Below are 22,834 nucleotides of genomic sequence, written 5' to 3'. Positions count from 1 at the left end.
CCATGGCCCTGCGTGTGCTGCTCGGCGCGCTGCCGCTCGCCATCTTCCTCGCGGCTGCCGCCTTCTTCCTCTGGGGGCTCAACCCGCAGCGCGACCCGAGCGAGATTCCCTCGATGCTGATCGGCAAGGAGGCGCCGGCCTTCGAGCTGGGGCCGATTCCCGGGGCCGACCGGCCGGGCCTCGCGACCGCCGACCTGAAGGGCCACGGCGTCACCCTGGTCAACATCTTCGCCTCCTGGTGCATCCCCTGCCGCGCCGAGCACGGCGTGCTGAGCAAGCTGGCCGGCGACGGCGTGCGGCTGGTCGGCATCGACTACAAGGACAAGCCGGCGGACGTGCTGAAGTACCTCGGCGAGCTCGGCAATCCCTACGAGCGGCTCGGCGCCGACACGGCCGGGCGGGCCGGCATCGACTGGGGCATCTCCGGTGTGCCGGAAACCTTCGTGGTCGACGACAAGGGGCGGGTGGTCTACCGCCACGTCGGCCCGATCGCCCCGAACCAGGTCGACGACGAGATCCTGCCGGCCCTCGAGCAGGCGGCGAAATGAGGCGTGGCCTGGCCCTGCTGCTGGCCGCGGCCCTGCTGGCGCCGGCCCTGCTAGCCCCCGTTGCCGCCTGGGCGGTGCTGCCGAGCGAGAAGCTCGCCGACCCGGCGCTGGAGGCGCGGGCCCGGGCGATCTCCGAGGAGATCCGCTGCGTCGTCTGCCAGAACGAGTCGGTCGACGCCTCGGACGCCGACATCGCCCACGACCTGCGCGTGCTGATCCGCGAGCGGCTGAAGGCCGGCGACAGCGACCAGCAGGTCAAGGACTACCTGGTTGCGCGCTACGGCGACTACGTGCTGCTCAAGCCGCCCTTCGCGAGCTACACCCTGGTGCTCTGGCTCGGTCCGGTCGCGGTGCTGCTGCTCGGCGGCCTGGGCGCCGCGGTCTTCCTGCGCAGCCAGCGCCGGCGCGGCGGCCCGGCCGCCGTCGCACCGCTCAGCCCCGAGGAGGTCGCGCGGGTCGCGGAGCTCACCGGGCGGCAGGGGGAGGCGCCGGAGGGCGGCGTCGCCCACGGCGGCGCGGCCCAGGGGGGCGGGGCGGCACGATGACGACCTTCTTCCTGATCGCGGCGGCGCTGCTCGCGCTGCTGGCCACCGCGGCCCTGGTCTGGCCGCTGCTGTGGCGTGCCCGGGCTGCGCTGCCGCGCAGCGACTACGACCTCACGGTCTATCGCGACCAGCTGGCCGAGATCGAGCGCGACCATCAGCGCGGCGTGCTCGACGCCGCCGAGGCCGAGGCCTCGCGGCTCGAGGTGCAGCGCCGCCTCCTGGCCGCCGACCGCCGCGGCGCCGGCGAGGCCGCCGGGGCGGCGGCGGGTGCGGCCGCGGCCCGGCGCCGGGACTGGTTCCTGCCGCTGGTCGTCGGCCTGCTGGTGCCCGGCCTGTCGCTCGGCGGCTACCTGCTGCTCGGCCGGCCGGACGTGCCGTCGGTCGACTTCGCCCAGCAGCAGGCGGCCGTGTCGGACATGGCCGGCCTGGCGAAGCAGCTGCGCGACCGCCTCGCCGGCGAGCCGGACAACACGCAGGGCTGGGAGCTGCTCGGCCGTACCTATCTGGAGCTCGACCGGCCGGCCGACGCGGCCGAGGCCTTCCGCACGGCCCTGGCCCACGGCGCCGACCGGGGCCGGCTCAATTCGGAGCTCGGCGAGGCGCTGGTCGCCGCCGGCCAGGGCCGCGTCGGCAAGGAGGCGCGGGCCGCCTTCGCGCAGGCCCTGCAGGCCGACTCCCGGGATCCGCGGGCGCGCTACTACGCGGGCCTGGCCATGGTCCAGGACGGCCGCGGCGAGGAGGGGCTGAAGCTCTGGAAGGAGCTGGCGGCCAGCAGCCCGCCCGGCGCCCCCTGGCTGCCGTCGCTCAACCAGTCGATCGCCAGCCTCTCGGCCCAGCTCGGCCAGGCGCCGGTCGCCGGCGGCGCGCCGGGCACCGCCCCGGGCCCCGGCATGCCGGGGCCGAGCCAGCAGGACGTCGAGGCCGCCGGCAAGCTCAGCGACGCCGATCGCGCCGCCTTCATCCGCTCGATGGTCGAGCGCCTGGCGACGCGCCTGAAGGAGGAGCCAGGCGACATCGACGGCTGGCTGCGCCTGGCGCGCGCGCGCCAGGTCCTGGGCGAGACCGACCAGGCCGTCGAGGCGCTGCGCAGCGCCCAGAAGCAGCTGGCTGGCCGGCCGGCCGGCGACGCCCAGCGCCAGAGCGTCGAGCAGGCGCTGAAGGCGCTCGGCCAGCAGCCTTGAGAACGGTGACGATGCGCCGGCTCCTGACCGTCCTGGCCGCTCTGACCTGCCTGGCCGCCTCCGGCGCCCACGCCGAGGGCCGCAAGGTGCGGATCGGCACCGAGGGCGCCTATCCGCCGTTCAACTACATCGACGCCTCGGGCCGGCTGAAGGGCTTCGACATCGACATCGCCCGGGCGCTCTGCGAGGCCGCGGACTTCGACTGCAGCTTCGTGATCCAGGACTGGGACGGCATGATCCCAGGCCTGCTGGCCAAGAAGTACGACGCGATCATCGCCTCGATGTCGATCACCGACAAACGCAAGCAGATCGTCGCGTTCACCGACAGCTACTACAACACGCCCGCCAAGTTCGTGAAGCCGAAGGCCCTGAAGCTCGAGATCCCCAGGGACCTGAAGGCGATGGACGAGGCGCTGGCGGGTCTGAGGATCGGCGTCCAGCGGGCCTCCAGCCACGAGGCCTTCGTGCGCGGCGAGCTGCCCGCTGCCGAGGCGGTGACCTATCCGACGCTGGAGGAGGCGGAGCTGGATCTGGTCAACGGCCGCCTCGACCTGGTGGTCGCCGATTCCGTGGTGCTGCAGGAGGGCTTCCTGAAGACGCCGGCCGGGCAGGGCTTCGCGTTCGTCGGGCCGAACATCTCGATCCCGAAGTACCACGGCTACGGTGCCGGCATCGCGCTGCGCAAGGGCGACGACGCGCTGCGCGAGGCCTTCAACGCGGCGATCCGGAAGATCCGCGCCGACGGCACCTACCAGAAGATCAACGCCAGGTACTTCGATTTCGACGTCTTCGACGCCGACAACTAGGCGGGGGACGGCTCTCCGCCGGGGCGAGGCGGCCGCCAGGCGGTTGCCCGCCTTGCGCGAACCGCCCGCCGTCGCCACGGCATCGGGGGCTTTTCGCTTGGCAGGTTCGCGACCTTCCGACTAACGTTCGGTCGCGTCACGGTCACAGAACCGAAAGAATCGCCTCAAGGCGATCACGAGGACGCGCTGGTGCAGCGGGGAGCGGCCGGGAACATCGGAGGGGGAATGGCAGACGGCGCTCCAGCGCTCGTCGTCGATGAGGTGCACAAGTCCTTCGGCCCACTGGAGGTGCTGAAGGGCGTGTCCCTGACCGCGCACGACGGCGACGTCATCGTCATGATCGGCTCGTCGGGCTCGGGCAAGAGCACCTTCCTGCGCTGCATCAACCTGCTCGAGATCCCGGACTCCGGCACGATCACCCTGCGCGGCGAGACGATCCACATGATCGAGACGCGCCACGGCGGCCGGCCGGAGAGCTGGAAGCAGGTCGACCGCCTGCGCACCCGGCTCGGCATGGTGTTCCAGCAGTTCAACCTCTGGAGCCACATGACCGTGCTGGAGAACGTCATCGAGGCGCCGGTCCACGTGCTGAAGCGGCCGAGGGCCGAGGCCGTCGAGCTGGCCATGGGCCTGCTCGAGAAGGTCGGCATCGCCGACAAGCGGGACCACTATCCCTCGCACCTCTCGGGCGGCCAGCAGCAGCGCGCGGCGATCGCCCGGGCGCTGGCCATGGAGCCGGAGGTGATGCTGTTCGACGAGCCGACCTCGGCGCTCGACCCGGAGCTGGTCGGCGAGGTGCTGCGCGTCATCCGGCAGCTTGCCGAGGAAGGCCGGACCATGATTATCGTGACCCACGAAATGGGCTTCGCACGCGAGGTCGCGAGCGACGTCCTGTTCCTGCACCAGGGACGGATCGAGGAGCAGGGGCCGCCGGCCCAGGTCTTCGGCAACCCGGCATCGGAACGCTGCCGGCAGTTCCTGGCGTCCAACCGCGAGGTCTGAACAGGGAGTACAGAACAATGCGTAAGCTGGTTTTCGCGCTGGCCGCCGTGGCTGCGCTGGGGCTCGTGGGCGGTGCCGCCCACGCGGAGATGAAGAAGGTGCGGATCGGCACGGAGGGCGCCTACCCGCCGTTCAACTACATCGACCAGGCCGGCAAGCTGCAGGGCTTCGACATCGAGATCGCCAAGGCGCTCTGCGCCGCCGCGAAGTTCGACTGTGAGTTCGTCGTGCAGGACTGGGACGGCATCATCCCCGGCCTGATCGCCAAGAAGTACGACGCGATCGTCGCCTCCATGTCGATCACCGCCAAGCGCAAGGAGGTCGTCGACTTCACCGACAAGTACTACAACACGCCGGCGAAGTTCGTGAAGGCGAAGTCCCTGAAGCTGGAGATCCCCGACGACGTCGCCGCGGCCGACAAGAAGCTGGCCGGCATGCGGGTCGGCGTGCAGCGCGCGACGATCCACGAGAACTACCTGCGCGCCAAGTTCCCGGACGTCGAGATCGTGCCCTACGCGACCCAGGACGAAGCCAACCTCGACCTCAGCAACGGCCGCGTCGACCTGGTGATGGCCGACTCGGTGGCGCTCAGCGAGGGCTTCCTGAAGACCCCGGCCGGCAAGGACTTCGAGTTCGTCGGTCCCGACTACAACGATCCGAAGTACCACGGCGACGGCGCCGGCATCGCGGTCCGCAAGGGCGACGACGAGCTGCGCCTGGCCCTCAACAAGGCGATCGCCGAGATCCGGGCCAACGGCACCTACAAGAAGATCAACGACAAGTGGTTCGACTTCGACGTCTACGGCAAGTGATCTGACCAGGAGGACCGGAGGGCGCGCCAGGGGTCGCGCCCTCCGCCTCGGGGGCCGCTGAACGATGCTGCAGGGCTGGGGCGACGAGATTCTCCGTGGGCTGGGCATGACCCTGCTCGTGGGCTTCTGCGCCCTGGGCGTCGCCCTGGTCATGGGCCTGCTCGGCTCCTGGGCCAAGCTGTCGCGCTCGGCCTTCGCACGCGGCCTCGCGACGCTCTACACGACGGTCGTGCGCGGCGTGCCCGAGCTGCTGATGATCCTGATCGTCTACTACGGCACGCCGACGCTGATCCAGAACATCGCCGAGCACTTCGGCCACGACATCCGGGTCGACTTCAATCCCTTCGTCGCCGGCGTCACGACCATCGGCATGATCTATGGCGCCTTCGCCACCGAGGTCTTCCGCGGCGCCTTCCTGGCGCTCGACAAGGGCCAGCTCGAGGCGGCGCGCGCCTGCGGCATGGGCCGCGCCCTGGCGTTCCGCCGGATCATGCTGCCCCAGGTCTGGCGCTTCGCGCTGCCGGGTCTCGGCAACCTCTGGCTGGTGCTGATCAAGGCGACCGCGCTGATCTCGGTGATCCAGCTGACCGAGCTGCTGCGCTGGTCCGACATCGCGGCGCGCAACACGCGCCAGCCCTTCACCTTCTTCTTCGTCGCGGCCTGCCTCTACCTGCTGATCACGCTGGTCTCGCAGCTCGCGCTGCACCGCGCCGAGCGCTGGGCCAACCGCGGCATCCGGAGGGCCTGAGCGGTGATCGACTTCCAGGCGCTCGCCGAAGCCCTGCCGAAGAGCCCCGTCGACCTCGCGGTGATCGTCGAATCCCTGCCGCAGATGCTGCAGGGCATGCAGCTGACCGTGGAGCTGACGCTCATCTCGCTGGCGATCGGCTTCAGCTGCTCGATCGGCCTCGCCATGCTGCGGCTGAGCCGGCATCCGGTGCTCTGGATGCCGGTCTACGGCTTCGTCTTCTTCTTCCGCGGCACGCCGCTGCTGGTCCAGATCTTCCTGATCTACTACGGCAGCGGCCAGTTCCGCTTCCAGCTGATGGACCTCGGCCTCTGGGTCTATTTCCGCGACGCCTATTTCTGCGCGGTGCTGACCCTGACGCTCAACACCGCCGCCTACACGACCGAGATCCTGCGCGGGGCGATCCGGGCGGTGCCGCACGGCGAGATCGAGGCGGCGCGCGCCTGCGGCATGTCGGGCTCGCTGCTCTATCGCCGGATCATCCTGCCCAAGGCCTTCCGCTACGCCCTGCCGGCCTATTCCAACGAGGTCGTGTTCCTGTTCCAGGCGACTTCCCTGGTCTCGATCATCACCCTGATGGACCTGACCGGCGTCGCCCGCACCCTGGTCTCCAAGACCTTCGACGTCTACGAGATCTTCATCACCGCCGGGCTGCTCTACCTCGCCGTGACCTACGCCATCCTCGGCCTGTTCAGGCGGGTCGAGCACCGCTGGTCGGGCCACCTGCGCGACCGGCCGGACGAGGCCAAGCGACTGCGCGGCCCGCTGGCGGGCATCGCGACGCCGATGCTCTGAGAAAATGGAGGCCGGCCGCTACTGGGACGGCGGGGCCGGCTGGATGCGCGTCGCGCCGAGGATCGGGCCGTAGCCGTTGGCCTGGACCAGGATGGCGGCGCCGTGGTTCGGGCCGATCAGGCTGTTGCAGTCGACCGGGAACGACAGCGCCTTGCCCATCCAGTGGCCGAGCCGCTCGATCGAGCGCACGACGTTGTAGTAGCTGATCCGCCGGCCGGCGTTCTCGCCGCGCTGGATGTCCGTGGTCTGCTCGTGGTCGTAGGTGACCAGCCAGACGACGGCGCCGTCGGGCGGCGCCTCGCCGGCGCCGATCTGGATGGCGTCGTCGCCGACCACCGTGACGGTGACGCCCTTGGGGCCCTGCTCGGCCCGGTCGATCGCCGCCATCACGGCGTCGCGGCGCGAGCCGACCATCTCCTCCCGGCCATCGACGATCGTCTGCGGCGTATAGACCATGCGCGAGCCCATGGCCCGGGCGTAGGCGCGCTGCCGCTCGGTCATCTCGGCGCTCGCGAAGGGGTCCTTCCAGCCGATGTAGTCCCAGTAGTCGACGTGCAGCGACAGGGCCAGCACGTCGCCGCGCATCGCCAGCTCGCCGAGGATCGCGTCGGCCGGCGGGCAGGAGCTGCAGCCCTGGCTGGTGAACAGCTCCACGACCACCGGCCGCTCGGCTGCGGCGCGCCCCGGCGCGCCGGCCAGCAGCACGACGCCGAGCAGGGGCAGCAGCAGGAGCGGGCGCAGGGAGGTCATGCAAAAAGGGTAGGCAGCGCGACGGACACGCACGAGTCACGTTCAGGTGAGAGATCCGTCACCGCCGGTCGTTCCCGTCAGCCGGCCTCGAGCAGCGACAGCGCGAGCTGCCCGGGCACGGGGTCGCCCGGCGGGCCGCGCCGTACCTCGACCTCGACCGTCATCTCCAGATAGTCGTCCGGGCCGCCGTAGTAGGTGCCCTGCAAGGGCATCGCCTGGCTGGGATCGCGCGCCACCGCGACGCGGATCAGGTTGGCGCCGCCGGCCTTGCCGTTGGTCGGGTCGAACTCGACCCAGCCGGCGCCGGGCAGGTAGACCTGCACCCAGGCGTGGGTGTCGCCGGCGCCCTGGATGCGGCTGGCGGCGCCGGCCTGGTCGAGGGCGGGATCGTAGAGGTAGCCGCTGACGAAGCGCGCGGCGAAGCCGAGCGCCCGCGCCGCCTCCATCATGAAGAGGGCGTAGTCGCGGCAGGAGCCGCCGCCGTGCTCCAGCGTCTCGATCGGCGTCTGGGTGCCCAGGCCGTAGCGGCGCCGGTAGTCGAAGCGCTCGTGGATCGCGGCGTTCATGCGCAGCAGCAGGTCGAAGGTGCCGACCGGCCCGATGCCGTCGGCCTCCTGGACGAAGGCCTTGGCCCAGGCGTCGACCGCGCGGTCGGGATCGGGATAGTGGCGCTCGACCGTGCGCCCGAGGTCGGGGATCTCGTCGCTGGAATAGGAGAAGGGGTAGGTCTGCGCGTAGGGCTCGATGCCGAAATCCGGATCCTCGAGCCCGAAGTGGTCGATGACGATGCGGCTCTCGAAGCGCAGCTCCTCGGCCGGCTCCTCGAAGCTGGCGATGGCGATCGAGTTCGAGAAGACGTCGTGCAGCCAGCGCACCTGGGCTCTCGGCGAGATCGCCAGCGCGGTGTCGACCAGTCTCAGGTCGTGGCTGTCCCGCGGCCGGAACATCAGCCGATGTTCCCCGAAGGTCACCGGCCGGCGATAGCGATAGGACGTGAGATGGCGAACGGTCAGGATCGTCATGATCCCGTCAATCTAGCTGCTGGAGCGCTGAGACTAGATGAAATAGCAGAGTCGGCAGAAATATCGGGAGCCGGCCGTCACAAGCGCCCGTGACCGCTGCCGGCGCGACGGGGCGCCGAAGGGCGGGGATGGCGGGACGGGGGATGGCGGGCCGGGGGATGGCGGGCCGGGGGATGGCGGGCCGGGGCGGGGACGCGGCGGGGGCGGCGCCGGACGCCGCCCCCTGGCGTTCCACTAGGCCGCCTGCTTGCCGCCCTTGCGCAGGTTGCGCAGGACGTAGTGCAGGATGCCGCCGTGGCGGAAGTACTCGACCTCGTCGGCGGTGTCGATCCGGCACAGCAGGGCGATCTCCCGGGACGAGCCGTCCGGCCGGTTGATCCGGCAGGTCACCGCCATGCGCGGCTTGACGCCGTCCTCGATGCCCAGGATGTCGAAGGTCTCCTCGCCGGTCAGCTCAAGGCTCTGGCGGTTGTCCTCCTTGGTGAACTGCAGCGGCAGGACGCCCATGCCGACCAGGTTGGAGCGGTGGATGCGCTCGAAGGATTCGGCGATCACGGCGCGCACGCCGAGCAGGCGCGTGCCCTTGGCCGCCCAGTCGCGCGACGAGCCGGTGCCGTACTCCTTGCCGGCGACGACGACCAGCGGCACGCCCTCCTCGGCGTACTTCATGGCCGCGTCGTAGATCGGCATGGCCTCGCCCGAGGGCTGGTGCCGGGTGACGCCGCCCTCGATGCCCGGCACCATCTCGTTGCGGATGCGGATGTTGGCGAAGGTGCCCCGCATCATGACCTCATGGTTGCCGCGCCGGGCGCCGTAGGAGTTGAAGTCCTGCGGCCGGACCTGGTGCTCCAGCAGGTAGTTGCCCGCCGGGCTGTCCTTCTTGATCGAGCCGGCCGGCGAGATGTGGTCGGTGGTCACCGAATCGCCGAGCAGGGCCAGCGGGCGGGCGCCCTCGATCTTCTCGATCGCCGCCGGCTCCGGGTCGATGGCCTCGAAGAACGGCGGGTAGCGCACGTAGGTCGAGCCCTCGTCCCAGGCGTAGGTCATGCCGCCCGCGGTCTCGATCGAGCGCCATTCCTCCGGGCCCTCGAAGACGTTCGAGTAGCGGCTGCGGAACATCTCCGGCGTCAGCGCCTTCTGGATCGTCTCGGCGATCTCGCGGTTCGACGGCCAGATGTCCTTGAGGAAGACGTCCTTGCCGTCGCTGCCCTTGCCGAGCGGATCGTTCAGCAGGTCGACGCGCATCGAGCCGGCCAGCGCGTAGGCCACGACCAGCGGCGGCGAGGCCAGGTAGTTGCTCTTGACGTGCGGGTTGATGCGGCCCTCGAAGTTGCGGTTGCCCGACAGTACCGAGCAGACGTTCAGGTCACCCTTCTCGACCGCCGCGGCGATCGGGTCGGGCAGGGGGCCGGAGTTGCCGATGCAGGTTGTGCAGCCGTAGCCGACCAGGTCGAAGCCCAGCGTGTCCAGGTCGCCCTGCACGCCGGCCGCGGCCAGGTAGTCGGTGACGACCTGCGAGCCCGGCGCCAGCGAGGTCTTGACCCAGGGCTTGACCGTCAGGCCCTTGGCGACCGCGTTGCGCGCGACCAGGCCGGCGGCGACCATCACGCTGGGGTTCGAGGTGTTGGTGCAGGAGGTGATCGCCGCGATCACGACGTCGCCGTGGTTCAGCTTGTAGTTGGCGCCCTCGACCGCGACCGCATGGTCGAGGCCGTTGGCCTCCTTCTTCGGCGCGCCCGGGCTCTCGGCGTCGAGCTGGCCCTCGGCGCCGACCGGGTCGACGCCAAGCTGGCCGGCCAGCAGGGTCGTGAACTCGGCGGCGGCGCGGCTCAGCGGAACGCGGTCCTGCGGCCGCTTCGGACCGGCCAGGGCCGGCTCGACGACGCCGAGGTCGAGCTCGAGGCTGTCGGTGAAGCTCGGCTCGCCGCCCTGGTCGCGCCACAGGCCCTGGGCCTTGGCATAGGCCTCGACAAGCTTGACCTGGTGCGCGTCGCGGCCGCTGAAGGCGAGATAGCGCAGCGTCTCCTCGTCGATCGGGAAGAAGCCGCAGGTGGCGCCGTACTCCGGCGCCATGTTGGAGATCGTCGCGCGGTCGGCCAGGGTCAGGTGCTTGAGGCCCGGGCCGTAGAACTCGACGAACTTTCCGACGACGCCCTTCTTGCGCAGCATCTGGGTGACGCGCAGCACCAGGTCGGTCGCGGTCGAGCCCTCCTTGAGCTCGCCGGTCAGGCGGAAGCCGACGACCTCGGGGATCAGCATGGAGACCGGCTGGCCGAGCATCGCGGCCTCGGCCTCGATGCCGCCGACGCCCCAGCCGAGCACGGCCAGGCCGTTGACCATCGTGGTGTGGCTGTCGGTGCCGACCAGCGTGTCGGGATAAGCGACCTTGCGGCCCTCGACGTCCGCCGACCAGACGACCTTGGCGAGGTACTCCAGGTTGACCTGGTGGCAGATCCCGGTGCCCGGCGGCACGACGCGGAAGTTGTCGAAGGCGGTCTGGCCCCAGCGCAGGAAGGCGTAGCGCTCGCCGTTGCGCTCGAACTCCAGGTCGACGTTCTCCTTGAAGGAGTCGGGGGTGCCGAAGGCGTCGACCATGACCGAGTGGTCGATCACCAGGTCGACGGGATTGAGCGGGTTGATCAGGCGCGGATCGCCGCCGAGCTGCTCCATCGCCTCGCGCATCGCGGCGAGGTCGACGACGGCCGGGACGCCGGTGAAGTCCTGCATCAGCACGCGCGCCGGGCGGTAGGCGATCTCGCGGTCGCTCTTGCGCTCCTTGAGCCAGGCGCCCATCGCGTCGATATCCTCGACCGACACGGAGCGGCCGTCCTCGTGGCGCAGCAGGTTCTCGAGCAGGACCTTCAGCGAGACCGGCAGCCGGGCCAGGTCGCCGAGCCGCTCGGCTGCGGCCTCCAGGCTGAAATAGTCGTATTCCTTGCCGTCGACCGTCAGCGTGCGGCGGGTCTTCAGCGTGTCCTTTCCGAGCGTCACGGGTTTCTCCTTCTCGCTGGGCGGCGCGAAGGCGAAACGCGCCGCCGGTTGTCCGGGTCGCCGGGCAGATCCTTCGGACGCAAACGGCGCGTCACGGGAGGCTCAGCACGGCGGCCCCGCGACCGGTAGCGACCTTGTCCGCGGGATCTGTTGGATTGTAGGCGGCTATATACGCGCTTCGCCGCTCCTGGAAAAGGGGGCGAAACGCTCTTTCCCAGGACCGGTCAGGACAGGGGAATCGTGTAGTCGCCGTCGTCCCGATAGGGGCGCGGGAAGGGGCCGACGAAGGGAACGGAGCGCAGCTCGGCCCCATAGGTCGTGCTGTTCTGCTGCCTGGCACGGTCGATGACCTGCCGGGCGTAGTCGTTGCCCTGAGTCTTCACGTAGAGACCGTCCAGGGCGGCGTTCGCCGTGTGGCTGAGGTCCACGGTGTCAACCACAATCAGATAGCTGCCGTCGTCCCGGGACTTCGGGGTGACGCTCGCCATCTGGATCGCCGCCATGGCCGGCAGGGCCGCATAGATCCGGTTGTAGTTGGCGTCGTAGTAGTCGCCTGCCCAGTGGGTGACCCAATGGTTGGCCCAGAGATAGTAGCCGGGCAGCAGGTTCCGGGACGTCGTGCTGATGACGTTGTAGCCCAGTCCGAAGGCCCTGGCAGGATCGTGGACGGCCATGAAGCCGGCCTCGTTGGCGCCATTGTACTGCACGGTCTGCACGTTGCCTTGCGGGAGCTGGAAGCCGTAGGGCGCGGGGGCGTAGAACAGCAGCTCCAGGGCCGCCGAGACATAGCGGCACTCGCCGGCATCCTGCTCGAAATCGAGGACCGCGCCGCCGTTGGCGCCCTCGACGGAGGGCGCCCACTTCCATCCGTTCGCCCTCAGGACGCTGTAGAGGTAGCCGACCACCTCGTCGTCGTAGACGTAGTTGCCGTGATGGACGTATTGGGCCTGGCCGCGTGAGCGCTGCATGATCGTACCACCGAGGGTGTTGGGCCAGAGCGCCTGGACCGCCAAGCCGATGTTGACGGCGCCGAGGTTGGCGCGGTTCAGCTGGATCGTGCGGTAGATGTCGACCATCGTTCCTTCGGGCGTCGGCACCGGGTGGCCGCGGGCCCTTCCTTGACGCTCCGGCATCCGAGCCTGTGAAGGGTGCGCGCGCCCTGGCCGGACGCCGGTCAGTCGAGGTCGATCGCGTAGGTCTTGTTCGCGTCGTAGGGTTTGGGGAAGGGGCCGACATAGACGCCTGTCCGTAGCTCGAAGCCGAGCTTCTCGTTGAGCGTCACGGCCAACTGTTGAGTCTTGGCCGTGTATTCGCCGCCGACCGTCCTCACATAGAATCCGTCGAGCTCCTCTGGGCAGTCCTGGCCAGGGGCCGCCGTCACCAGGCTGATGTAGGAGGTTTCTCCCGCCTTCTTGTATTCGTCATGGTCGACATCGAGCAGCGACATGTCGGACAGCTTGCGGTAGATCCGATTGTAGTTCGCATCGTAGTAGTCGTCGCCCCACTCGGTGACCCAGTGGTTGGGCCAGAAAAGAAATCCTTCCAGGAGGGTCTTCGTCTTGGGGTCGATGATGTTGTAGCCGAGGCCGAAAGCCTTGGCCGGATCGTGCTGCGACAGGAAGCCGGATTGCTTGGCCCCTTCGTACTGCACCGTCTTGACGGCCTTCTCGGGGAGCTGGAAGCCATAGGGAGCCGGCGCGTAGAACAGGAGCTCAAGGGCGGCGGACACGTAGCGGCACTCACCGCCGGATAGCGCGAGGTCCAAGACCGCGCCGCCGTTCTTGCCGGGTTTGCTCGGCTGCCACTTCCAGCCGTTTTCGGCGAGGTAGCTGTGCAGGTAGCCGAGCACCTCGTCGTCGTAGACGTAGTTTCCGCCGTGGACGTCGGCCTGGACGCGCGAGCGCTTCATGATCGCCCCACCCAGCGTTTCCGGCCAGAGTGCCTGCGTCTTGTAGTCGAACTTGACCGTCGAGAGATCCGAGCGCTTCTGCTGAATGTCCTGGTAGATCTCGACCATTGCCCCTTCCAGCCGTCCGGCGATCGTCCCTGCGCCTTCTCTGGGACGATCCAGCGTCGGGGCTGTGACGGGCTCAGGCCGCGCTCTTCTGCTCAGTCGAGCTCGATCGTGTAGGGCAGCTCGAGGTCGTACGGCCGGGGGAAGGGGCCGACGAAGGGCCGGCTGCGGGCCTCGAAGCCGAGCGCCTCGTTCAGTTGCACGGCGCGCTGGACCAGGGCGTTGCCATAGTCGTTGCCGGAGGTCCGTACGTAGACGCCGTCGAGTGCGGCGCGGTTCGTGCCGCGGAGGTCCACAGTCGTCACGATCTCCTGGTAGCCCCGGTCCTCGAGGTTGCGCTCGGTCTTGGCGGCCATCTGGACCAGCGCCATCTCGGGCAGGGTACCGTAGCGCCGGTTGTAGTTGGCGTCGTAGAAGTCACCGTCCCACTCGGTGACCCAATGATTCGGCCAGAGGAAGCAGTGCTCCTGCAGCCGCCCCGTGTCCGGGCGGATGATGTTGTAACCGAGGCCGAAGGCCGTGGCCGGATCGTGCGCCGCCAGGAAGCCGGCGCCGTGGGCACCGGCGTACTGCACCGTCTCGACCTCGTCCTCCGGGATCTCGAAGCCGTAGGGTGCCGGTGCGTAGAACAGCAGCTCCAGGGCCGCCGAGACGTAGCGGCATTCGCCGAAGTTCCGCTCGAAGTCGAGCACCTCGCCGCCGTCGTCGCCGTCGTTCAGCGGGATCCACTCCCAGCCGCTGGCCGCGAGGAAGCTGTGCAGGTAGCCGACGACCTGGGTGTCGTAGACGTAGTCGGCGCCGTGCACGATGGCCTGGCCATGCGAGCGCTGCATGATCGTGCCGCCCAGGGTGTAGGGCCAGAGCGCGCGCCGGTTGTTGCCGATGTTCACGGCGTCCAGGTCGGCGCGGTTCAGCTGGATCGTTCGGTAGATATCCACCATCGCAGGATCCGCCGATGCGTTAGTCGATCTTGATCGAGTAGTCGGCGTCCTCCCGGTAGGGACGCGGAAAGGGACCGACGAAGGGGACGCTGCGCTGTTCGGCGCCGATCGCGCCGTTCAATCGCTTGCCCAGGGCGACGAGCTTCCTGAAGTAGGGGCCGTCGTTGGCGACCTTGACGTAGATGCCCTCCAGCGCCCTGACCTGGCTGGAGCGCGACGACAGGCTTCCGGTGTCGTTCACGAAGAGCGTGCAGTCCTCGCCGTCGATCGTCTGCGACTTGATGTCGATCGAGGCCATCTCGACCCGGGCCATGTCGGAGAGCCTGCGATAGGTCCGGTTGTAGTTGGCGTCGTAGAAGTCGCCGGCCCACTTCGTGACCATGTGGTTGCCCCAGAGGAAGAAGCCGGGAACGAGCTTCTGCGTGCCGGCGTCGATGATGTTGTAGCCCAGGCCGAAGGCACCGGCGGGATCGTGGTTGGCGATGAAGCCCGCGCCGTTTCTGCCGCCGTAGGGCGCCAGCTCGACGCTGCCTTGTGCGAGCTGGAAGCCGTAGGGGGCGGGCGCGTAGAACAGCAGCTCCAGGGCCGCGGAGACATAGCTGCATTCGCCCGCCGTCCGCTGGAGATCCAGCACGGCTCCGCCGTCCGCCCCCTCCACTTGCGGCGACCATTCCCAGCGGTTCGCCTTGAGGAAGGCGTGGAGCCAGGCGACGACCTCGCGGTCGTAGACGTAGTAGCCGCTGCCCCTGCTCCTGCGGTCAGCGGCCTTCCCGTAGGAGCGCTCCATGATCGCGCCGCCGAGGGTGCCGGGCCAGCGAGCGCGCCGGTCGTACCCGATGGTCAGTGCCCCCAGGTTCTGGCGGTTCTGCTGGATCGTCCGGTAGATCTTCACCATGGCGGTCCAGGCCTCCGGGCTGTGGTCCGGTTCTCCCGACCACGGACGTTTCGGCAGGGCGGGCCGTGACCGGTGGCCTCAGCCGAGGTCGAGCTGGTAGTTCGCTTCTGGATCGAACGGCTTGTCGAAGGGGCCGGCGAAGGGCAGGTCGTAGAGGTCGGCGCCAAGCTGCCGGTTCTCGCTCTGGGCGCGCTCGGCCAGGCGCGTGCCGTAGCCGCCGCCGGTGATCTGGACGTAGACGCCGTCGAGGGCCGCCGCGGGGCCGTTCGAGAGGTCGGCCGTCGTCACGGCGCGGGTGCGTATGGTGCCGGCCTCGTTCCAGCTGTCGTCGAAGCGCGCCATCTCGGCAAAGGCCATGTCGTCGATCTCGGCATAGCGCCGGTTGTAGCTGGGGTCGTAGAACTGGTCGTCGAAGGCCGTGACGACGTGGCTGCCCCAGAAATAGTAGCCTTGCCAGAGGTGCGTCGTGTTGCGGTTGACGATGTTGTAGCCGAGACCGAAGGCGCGCCGGTGATCGTGCCGCGTGACGAAGCCGCTGTTCGCGGCGCCCTTGTATTCGCGGGTGGTGACCTCGCTCTGGTCCTGCTCGAAGCCGTACGGCAGAGGGGCGTAGAGCAGCAGCTCCAGCGACATGGCCGGGAACCAGCAGCTGCCGGACTCCTGCTCGAAGTCGAGTACCGCGCCGCCGCTGCCGCCGTAGCCGCGGGGATTCCACTCCCAGCGGTTCGCGCGCAGGAAGCCGTTCAGGTAGGCCTGCACCTGGCTGGCGACGACGTAGTCGGTGTTCTGGTGGATCGCCTGGCCGAGCGAGCGGTTCATCACCGTGCCGCCGAGCGTGAAGGGCCAGGCCGCCTCCAGGTCCTCGTCGAAGTGGAGCTGCGAGAGGCCGTGTCGGTGCTGCTCGATGGTCTGGTAGATCTCGACCATGCCCCTGGCGATTCCCCGGACTCAGCTCTTCTCCGGCGAGCCGTCTACGAAGGTGGTTGGCATCTCGATCTGGGACGGTGTCTTGGGCGCCTTGCCGCCGGACTCGGGCTTGACGTCGAGCGGCTGGAGCGCGAGCCGGAACATCTCCGGGTCGTCGGCCGAGCGCTTGCTGATCTGGTTGGTCAGCGTGTCGATCTCGGTGTTGAACTGCCCGGGCACCTTGCCGCCGTAGTAGTTCTGGATCAGGTAGGACTGCCAGCCCTTCGGCGGCTTGGGCGTCGCGCCGAGCTGCTGCAAGGCCTTGCCGACCGGCGTGACGCTCACGGTCTGCAGCAGGCCCTCGCTCGGGGTGCCCGCGCCGATCGCCTTCGTCGCGGCATCGGCCATTGCGCCGAGCGAGGCCTCGGTCAGGAAGATCGCCAGCACGGCGAAGGCGGTGTAGTCGGCGGTCTTCAGGCTCATCACCTCCCGGTTGAAGGCGAGATAGAGCTGGCTGGTCGCGCTGTCCGAGAGGTCGATGCCGGTCTGCTCCCGGCCGGCCCGGATCGCCGTGTCGCTCGGCGACTCGCCGCTCGCGGCCTCGGCGCCGATCAGGCCCCACTGGCCGGCCCAGGCCGGGATCACGCCCTTGACGGTCTTGCCGTCGACCCGCTTCTGGATCAGCTGGCGCTCGGCGAGCAGGACCTGCCCGCCGGCGAGCGTGTAGCCGTAGGGCATCAGGAAGCTGTAGGCCATGACCGGCTCCGGCTGCGCTGCGAACGGGGTGCCGAGTTCCGGACGCTCCGGCAGGCCGCCTCGTGACGCCGGCGCTCGCAAATGGTCGGGGGCGACCCGGTCGCAGCCTAGACGACCAGCGGCCGCAGGAAGGCCTCGATCGCCTTCAGGGTCGCCTCGCGCGCCTCGTGGTGGGGGCTGTGGGCGCAGTCGGGCAGCAGCCGGGTCTCGCAGGGGCCGGCACAGCCGGCCGCGATCGCTTCCAGCTGCGCGGGGGTGCCGTACTGGTCGTCGGCCCCCTGCAGGGCGAGCACGGGACAGCGGATCGACGGCAGGCGGTCGAGCATCGTCCAGCCGTCGAAGGCGGGCCGCTGCCAGGTCTCGGCCCAGCCGCGGAACACCGACTCGGCCTTGGCGCCGTGGTGGCGCTCGAGGCCCTGGCGCAGGCCGCCCGCCGCCCAGGCGGCCTCGGCCTTGCGGATGCCGGCGCGCGAGACCGGCTCGAGGAACACGTGCGCGGCCTCGGAGACGAGGGCGAGCGGCCGCTCCGGAAAGGCGGCGGCGTAGAGCAGCGCGATCGTCGCGCCGTCGCTGTGGCCGATCAGGATCGGCCGCTCGACGCCCGATCCGGCCAGGACGGCGGGCAGGGCGATCTCGGCCTCGCGCTCCAGGAAGTCGTCGGGGCGCGGCAGGACCAGAGGGTCGGACCCGCCGAAGCCCCAGCGGTCGTAGACCAGGGCGGGCAGGGCGAGACGCCGTGCCAGCAGCGCCGGGACCTCGCGCCACTGGGCGATCGAGCCGAGCCCCTCGTGCAGGAAGACGAGCCAGGGGCCGCGCCGCGTCGCGCCCACCGGCAGCAGCCGGCGCACGGCCAGGTGATGGCCGTCCGCCACCACCTGCAGATCCTCTCTCGCCCCGGTGGTGGCGGCCGTTTCGTCAGTCTCGCGCAAGGCCATTACCGCTCTGTATCTCCGCTGCTGCGGCCGCTTCTTGCCGCTTTTCCGGGCAGGCCGGGCAGTGCTTGACGCCTCTCCGAATTGGACTTACTAACGGACCGTCCTCAGGGACCAAAGGAAAACGATAAGCGTCCGGCACAAGGCTCGGATGCGACAGGGATGTGCTGCGGGAGACGGGTGCGTGGCCAAGGACACGACGGCCCTCGATACCTTTCCGAAATTGCTGCTCCACCACATGCGCGAGCGTCCCGGCCGGCCGGCGATGCGCGAGAAGGATCTCGGCATCTGGCAGACCTGGACCTGGAAGCAGGCGGGCGAGCAGATCCGGGCCTATGCCTGCGGGCTGGCGGCGCTCGGCCTGAAGCGCGGCGATCGCATGGCGATCATCGGCGACAACCGGCCGCGGCTCTACTGGAGCTTCTGCGCGATCCAGAGCCTGGGCGCCGTGCCGGTGCCGCTCTACCAGGACTCGATCGCCGGCGAGATGGCCTTCGTCCTGGACCATGCGGGCGTGCGCTTCGCCATCGCCGAGGACCAGGAGCAGGTCGACAAGCTGCTCGAGATCAAGGAGCGGGTGCCGAGCCTGGAGACGGTCGTCTTCGACGACGACCGCGGCATGCGGCACTACGAGCAGTCCTTCCTCTACAGCTTCGACCGGGTGCTGGAGATCGGCCGCCACTACGACCGCGAGCACCCGCAGCTCTTCGAGGCGGAGATCGCCAAGGGCAAGGGCTCCGACGTCTCGATCTTCGCCTACACCTCGGGCACGACCGGCCAGCCCAAGGGCGTCGTGCTGAGCTACGACAACGTGCTGATCAGCGCGCGCAACGGCGCCGCCTTCGAGGGCCTGACCGAGAAGGAGGAGATGCTGGCCTACCTGCCGATGGCCTGGGTCGGCGACCACATCTTCTCCTATGCCCAGTCCTACGTCTGCGGCTTCTGCGTCTCCTGCCCGGAGTCGGGCGCGACGGTGATGCAGGACCTGCGCGAGCTCGGTCCCAGCTACTTCTTCGCGCCGCCGCGCATCTTCGAGAACATCCTGACCACCGTCATGGTGCGCATGGAGGACGCCAGCGCGCCCAAGCGCCGGATCTTCAAGTTCTTCATGAAGCATGCCGAGAGGTGCGGCGTGCACATCCTCAACGGCGCGAAGGTCGCGCTGCTCGACCGGCTGATCTACTGGCTCGGCGAGGTGCTGGTCTACGGGCCGCTCAAGAACACCCTCGGCTTCAGCCGGATCCGCCTAGCCTACACGGCCGGCGAGGCGATCGGGCCGGACATCTTCGACTTCTACCGCTCGATCGGCGTCAACCTGAAGCAGCTCTACGGCTCGACCGAGGCCAGCGTCTTCGTGACGATCCATCCGGACGGCGAGATCTACGCCGACACGGTCGGCAAGCCGGTCGACCAGGTCGAGATCAAGATCGCCGAGAACGGCGAGGTGCTGTTCCGCAGCCCGGGAGTCTTCGTCGAGTACTACCGGAACCCGGAGGCGACGGCCGAGGCCAAGGACGCCGAGGGCTGGATGCACACCGGCGACGCCGGGCTCATCGACGAGCGCGGCCACCTGAAGATCATCGACCGCGCCAAGGACGTCGGCCGGCTCAACGACGGCACGCTGTTCCCGCCGAAGTACATCGAGAACAAGCTGAAGTTCTTCCCGAACATCAAGGAGGCGGTCGCCTTCGGCAACGGCCGCGACGAGGTCTGCGCCTTCGTCAACATCGACCTGGCCGCGATGGCCAGCTGGGCCGAGCGCAACAACGTCGTCTACGGCAGCTACCAGGAGCTGTCCCAGGACCCGCGGGTCGCGGCGATCGTCAAGGAGCACGTCGAGCAGGCGAACCGCGATCTCGCGCGCGATCCCAAGCTCGGCAACGCGCAGATCCACCGCTTCCTGGTGCTCAACAAGGAGCTCGATCCCGACGATGGCGAGCTGACCCGCACCCGCAAGGTGCGCCGCCGGATCATCGCCGAGCGCTACGCGCCGCTGATCGAGGCGCTCTACTCCGGGCAGGAGACGGTGCACATCGAGCTCGAGGTCAGCTTCGAGGACGGCCGCAAGGGCCGCATCAAGGGCGATCTCAGGATCATCGACGCCGAGACCTATCCGGTTGCCGGCGCGGGCACACCGCGGCGGGCCGCGGCGTGAGCCGCGGCTGAGCGCAGGCAAGGGGGGCGCTTCGGCGATGGTCACCGCACCACGCGTGTTCAACGAGGTCCTGCTCGAGGTCAGGCGGATCTCGCTGTCGTTCGGCGGCGTCAAGGCGCTGACCGACATCTCCTTCGACATCCGCAAGGGCGAGATCCGCGCGATCATCGGGCCGAACGGCGCCGGCAAGACCTCGATGCTGAACGTCATCAACGGCTTCTATCACCCGCAGGAAGGCGAGGTGATCTTCAAGGGCGAGACGCGCCGCGCCATGCGCCCGCACAAGGCGGCCAAGCAGGGCATCGCGCGCACCTTCCAGAACGTCGCGCTGTTCAAGGGCATGTCGACCCTGGACAACATCATGACCGGGCGCCTGCTCAAGATGCGCTCGAACGTGCTGCTGCAGGCGCTCTACTGGGGTCCGAACGAGCGGGAGGAGATCGAGCACCGCGCCTTTTGCGAGGAGATCATCGACTTCCTGGAGATCCAGGCGATCCGCAAGACGCCGGTCGGCAAGCTGCCCTACGGCCTGCAGAAGCGGGTCGAGCTGGCCCGGGCCCTGGCCATGGAGCCGGAGCTGCTGCTGCTCGACGAGCCGATGGCCGGCATGAACGTCGAGGAGAAGGAGGACATGAGCCGCTTCATCCTCGACGTGAACGACCATTTCGGCACGACCATCGCGCTGATCGAGCACGACATGGGCGTGGTCATGGACCTGTCCGACCGGGTCGTCGTGCTCGACTACGGCCGCAAGCTGGCCGACGGCACGCCGGACGAGGTGCGCAGCAACCAGGAAGTCGTCGACGCCTACCTCGGCGTCGCCCATTGACCGGGATCCGGACGCGATGAAGCCCCTGCACATCCTCACCTGGCTGGTCGGCGCCCTGGTCACGATCTTCGCGATCGGCGGCCTGCACTGGGGCCTGGCCCAGATCGGCTGGATCAGCTTCTTCGACTGGTCCTTCTACTTCGAGGTCTCGGCGGCCGGCCTGCTGCAGGGCGTGATGTACTCGCTGGTCGCGCTCGGCTTCGTGCTGATCTTCAAGGCCTCGGGCATCTTCAACTTCGCCCAGGGCTCGCTGGTGCTGTTCGCGGCGCTGACCATGGTCGGCCTGATGGAGCTGTTCGAGCGCGACTTCGGCATCAGGCTGCACTGGGTCCTGGCCTTCATCCTGACGGTCGGCGTCATGGTCCTGGTGGCGATCGCCATCGAGCGGCTGGTGCTGCGGCCCCTGGTCAACCAGCCGCCGATCATCCTGTTCATGGCGACGATCGGGATCTTCTATTTCGTCGATGGCTTCGGCCAGGCGCTCTGGGGTTCCGACGTCAAGGTGCTCGACATCGGCATGCCGATCGCCTCGGCGGTCTCGCCGCTCGGCGTGCGCATGAACGTCTACGACCTGATCGCGGCGGGCGTCGGCGCGGCGCTGGTCGCCGGCCTGGGCGTGTTCTTCCAGTACACGCGCATCGGACGGGCGCTGCGTGCCGTCGCCGACGACCACCAGGCGGCGCTGTCCGTCGGCATCCCGCTCAAGACCATCTGGACCATTGTCTGGTCGGTCGCCGGCGTCGTCGCGCTGGTCGCCGGGATCATGTGGGGCGGCAAGGCCGGCGTGCAGTTCTCGCTCGCCCTGATCGCCCTCAAGGCGCTGCCGGTGCTGATCCTCGGCGGCTTCACCTCGATTCCGGGCGCCATCGTCGGCGGCCTGATCATCGGCTACGGCGAGCAGGTCGCGGAGAACTTCATCGGCCTGGAGATCGGCGGCGCGATCCAGGACTGGTTCGCCTACGTGCTGGCCCTCGTGTTCCTGCTGTTCCGGCCCCAGGGCCTGTTCGGCGAGCGCATCATCGAGCGGGTGTGACGCGATGCTCTACCGTGAGACCGGCCAGTTCAAGACGACCTACCGGGCCGACCAGGCGATCTTCCCGATCCTGCAGGACAAGATCGGCGTGCTGGCGATCCTGGCCTTCGCCGTCTTCGTCGTGCCCTTCGCCGCCGACAACTATCTGCTCGAGACCATCCTGGTGCCGGTGCTGGTCTTCTCGCTGGCGGCGATCGGGCTGAACATCCTGACCGGCTACTGCGGCCAGCTCAGCCTCGGCACCGGCGGCTTCATGGCCTGCGGCGCCTTCTTCTCCTACAAGCTGGCGACCGCCTTTCCCGACCTGAACCTGATCCTGGTGTTCCTGCTGGCGGGCCTCGGCACCTCCGTGGTCGGCGTGCTGTTCGGCCTGCCGAGCCTCAGGATCAAGGGCTTCTATCTCGCCGTCGCGACGCTCGCCGCGCAGTTCTTCCTGATCTGGGTGTTCAACAAGTTCGGCTGGTGGACCAACGACAGCCCCTCGGGCGTGATCTCGGCGCCGCCGCGCGAGGTGCTCGGCTTCGTGGTCACCAGCTCGGAAGCGCATCCGATCAGCAAGTACCTGTTCCTGGTCGTGCTGGTCGCGGTGCTGGCGCTGGTCGCCAAGAACCTGGTGCGCAGCCGGATCGGCCGGTCCTGGATGGCGATCCGCGACATGGACATCGCCGCCGAGATCATCGGCATCCGGCCGCTGGTCGCGAAGCTCTCGGCCTTCGCCGTCAGCTCCTTCTACATCGGCATCGCCGGCGGCCTCTGGGCCTTCATCTACACCGGCTCGGTCGAGGCGCTGGCCTTCCAGATCGACCGCTCGTTCCAGGTCCTCTTCATGGTCATCCTGGGCGGCCTCGGCTCGATCCTGGGCTCGTTCCTCGGCGCGATCTTCATCGTGCTGCTGCCGATCGCGCTGAACGTCACCATGCTGGCGATCGACCCGACCTTCTCGGTCGCCCTGGTCTCGGACATGGAGTTCATGCTGTTCGGCGCGCTGATCATCTTCTTCCTGATCGTCGAGCCGCACGGCCTGGCCCGGCTCTGGCAGATCGGCAAGGAGAAGCTGCGACTCTGGCCCTTCCCCTACTAGGCCGGCGGCGCGCCGCCGCTGCGGTTGGCGTCGGTCGGAGGAGGGTGGTACCGTAATCGGCGAAAGCGGACGCCGATGAACAAGCAGGTCCG

General features: G+C 68.9%; 22 protein-coding genes. 12 read left to right on the top strand and 10 right to left on the bottom strand.

The annotated features are described in order from the left end of the window. Nucleotides 1-2 precede the first annotated feature (2 nt). The 8 genes from B9O00_RS08550 (at nt 3) to B9O00_RS08515 (ending at nt 6,437) form a co-directional block, all read left to right on the top strand. A complete protein-coding gene (locus B9O00_RS08550; protein WP_085122058.1) occupies nt 3-548 on the top strand; it encodes a DsbE family thiol:disulfide interchange protein in 546 nt (181 codons plus the stop codon). Continuing rightward, the gene (locus B9O00_RS08545) at nt 545-1,093 is read left to right on the top strand and encodes a cytochrome c-type biogenesis protein (protein ID WP_085122057.1); all 549 of its coding nucleotides are present in this window, start codon (nt 545-547) and stop codon (nt 1,091-1,093) included. Before B9O00_RS08550 ends, B9O00_RS08545 begins: the two co-directional genes overlap by 4 nt. Then, the gene (gene ccmI / locus B9O00_RS08540; protein WP_085122056.1) at nt 1,090-2,274 is read left to right on the top strand and encodes a c-type cytochrome biogenesis protein CcmI; all 1,185 of its coding nucleotides are present in this window, start codon (nt 1,090-1,092) and stop codon (nt 2,272-2,274) included. Before B9O00_RS08545 ends, ccmI begins: the two co-directional genes overlap by 4 nt. Before the next feature lie 11 nt (nt 2,275-2,285). Further along, entirely contained in the window at nt 2,286-3,080 is a 795-nt protein-coding gene (locus tag B9O00_RS08535; RefSeq protein ID WP_085122055.1) for a lysine/arginine/ornithine ABC transporter substrate-binding protein, read from the top strand. A 225-nt stretch (nt 3,081-3,305) separates the two neighbouring features. Further along, nucleotides 3,306-4,082, top strand: a complete 777-nt coding sequence (locus B9O00_RS08530) for an ABC transporter ATP-binding protein (protein WP_085122054.1) — start codon at nt 3,306-3,308, stop codon at nt 4,080-4,082. 17 nt (nt 4,083-4,099) lie between these two features. Further along, a complete protein-coding gene (locus tag B9O00_RS08525) occupies nt 4,100-4,894 on the top strand; it encodes an ABC transporter substrate-binding protein (protein ID WP_085122053.1) in 795 nt (264 codons plus the stop codon). A gap of 64 nt (nt 4,895-4,958) precedes the next feature. Then, the gene (locus B9O00_RS08520) at nt 4,959-5,642 is read left to right on the top strand and encodes an ABC transporter permease (RefSeq protein WP_085122052.1); all 684 of its coding nucleotides are present in this window, start codon (nt 4,959-4,961) and stop codon (nt 5,640-5,642) included. Between the two features lie 3 nt (nt 5,643-5,645). Then, entirely contained in the window at nt 5,646-6,437 is a 792-nt protein-coding gene (locus B9O00_RS08515) for an ABC transporter permease (protein WP_235017075.1), read from the top strand. 18 nt (nt 6,438-6,455) lie between these two features. On the opposite strand, the gene B9O00_RS08510 is transcribed toward B9O00_RS08515, so the two are convergent. From B9O00_RS08510 to B9O00_RS08465, 10 genes are all read right to left on the bottom strand, one after another. Beyond that, nucleotides 6,456-7,187, bottom strand: coding sequence for a DUF1223 domain-containing protein (locus B9O00_RS08510; protein ID WP_089229646.1), 732 nt, complete (start codon nt 7,185-7,187; stop codon nt 6,456-6,458). A gap of 77 nt (nt 7,188-7,264) precedes the next feature. Continuing rightward, nucleotides 7,265-8,209, bottom strand: a complete 945-nt coding sequence (locus tag B9O00_RS08505; RefSeq protein WP_085122051.1) for a transglutaminase family protein — start codon at nt 8,207-8,209, stop codon at nt 7,265-7,267. A gap of 234 nt (nt 8,210-8,443) precedes the next feature. Then, nucleotides 8,444-11,200, bottom strand: coding sequence for an aconitate hydratase AcnA (acnA, locus tag B9O00_RS08500; RefSeq protein WP_085122050.1), 2,757 nt, complete (start codon nt 11,198-11,200; stop codon nt 8,444-8,446). A gap of 224 nt (nt 11,201-11,424) precedes the next feature. Beyond that, nucleotides 11,425-12,276: a hypothetical protein gene (locus tag B9O00_RS08495; RefSeq protein WP_085122049.1), complete on the bottom strand. Its 852-nt coding sequence runs from the start codon at nt 12,274-12,276 to the stop codon at nt 11,425-11,427. 98 nt (nt 12,277-12,374) lie between these two features. After that, a complete protein-coding gene (locus B9O00_RS08490) occupies nt 12,375-13,217 on the bottom strand; it encodes a hypothetical protein (RefSeq protein ID WP_085122048.1) in 843 nt (280 codons plus the stop codon). A gap of 92 nt (nt 13,218-13,309) precedes the next feature. Beyond that, nucleotides 13,310-14,155 (bottom strand): hypothetical protein, encoded by an 846-nt coding sequence (locus B9O00_RS08485; protein ID WP_085122047.1) that lies wholly within the window; start codon nt 14,153-14,155, stop codon nt 13,310-13,312. Nucleotides 14,156-14,174: 19 nt separating this feature from the next. Beyond that, nucleotides 14,175-15,050, bottom strand: coding sequence for a hypothetical protein (locus B9O00_RS08480; protein ID WP_085122046.1), 876 nt, complete (start codon nt 15,048-15,050; stop codon nt 14,175-14,177). Nucleotides 15,051-15,128: 78 nt separating this feature from the next. Continuing rightward, a complete protein-coding gene (locus B9O00_RS08475; RefSeq protein WP_085122045.1) occupies nt 15,129-15,977 on the bottom strand; it encodes a hypothetical protein in 849 nt (282 codons plus the stop codon). Nucleotides 15,978-15,998: 21 nt separating this feature from the next. Beyond that, on the bottom strand, nt 15,999-16,712 hold the full coding sequence (locus tag B9O00_RS08470; RefSeq protein WP_085122044.1) for an NUDIX hydrolase: 714 nt from the start codon (nt 16,710-16,712) through the stop codon (nt 15,999-16,001). Between the two features lie 107 nt (nt 16,713-16,819). Further along, a complete protein-coding gene (locus tag B9O00_RS08465) occupies nt 16,820-17,584 on the bottom strand; it encodes an alpha/beta fold hydrolase (protein ID WP_159460147.1) in 765 nt (254 codons plus the stop codon). Nucleotides 17,585-17,828: 244 nt separating this feature from the next. On the opposite strand from B9O00_RS08465, the gene B9O00_RS08460 reads away from it, so the two are divergent. From B9O00_RS08460 to B9O00_RS08445, 4 genes are read left to right on the top strand one after another with little or no spacing between them, the layout of a single operon-like run. Then, nucleotides 17,829-19,799, top strand: a complete 1,971-nt coding sequence (locus B9O00_RS08460; RefSeq protein ID WP_322111181.1) for an AMP-binding protein — start codon at nt 17,829-17,831, stop codon at nt 19,797-19,799. A gap of 37 nt (nt 19,800-19,836) precedes the next feature. Further along, entirely contained in the window at nt 19,837-20,628 is a 792-nt protein-coding gene (locus B9O00_RS08455) for an ABC transporter ATP-binding protein (RefSeq protein WP_085122396.1), read from the top strand. A gap of 16 nt (nt 20,629-20,644) precedes the next feature. Further along, nucleotides 20,645-21,661 (top strand): branched-chain amino acid ABC transporter permease, encoded by a 1,017-nt coding sequence (locus B9O00_RS08450; protein ID WP_085122041.1) that lies wholly within the window; start codon nt 20,645-20,647, stop codon nt 21,659-21,661. Nucleotides 21,662-21,665: 4 nt separating this feature from the next. Next, complete coding sequence (locus tag B9O00_RS08445; RefSeq protein ID WP_085122040.1) at nt 21,666-22,742, top strand: branched-chain amino acid ABC transporter permease; 1,077 nt, start codon at nt 21,666-21,668, stop codon at nt 22,740-22,742. Nucleotides 22,743-22,834 lie beyond the last annotated feature (92 nt).

The organism is Tistlia consotensis USBA 355 (genome assembly GCF_900177295.1).
In the GTDB taxonomy this organism is placed as follows: domain Bacteria; phylum Pseudomonadota; class Alphaproteobacteria; order Kiloniellales; family DSM-21159; genus Tistlia; species Tistlia consotensis.
This window is presented reverse-complemented; position numbering and strand designations above follow the sequence as displayed.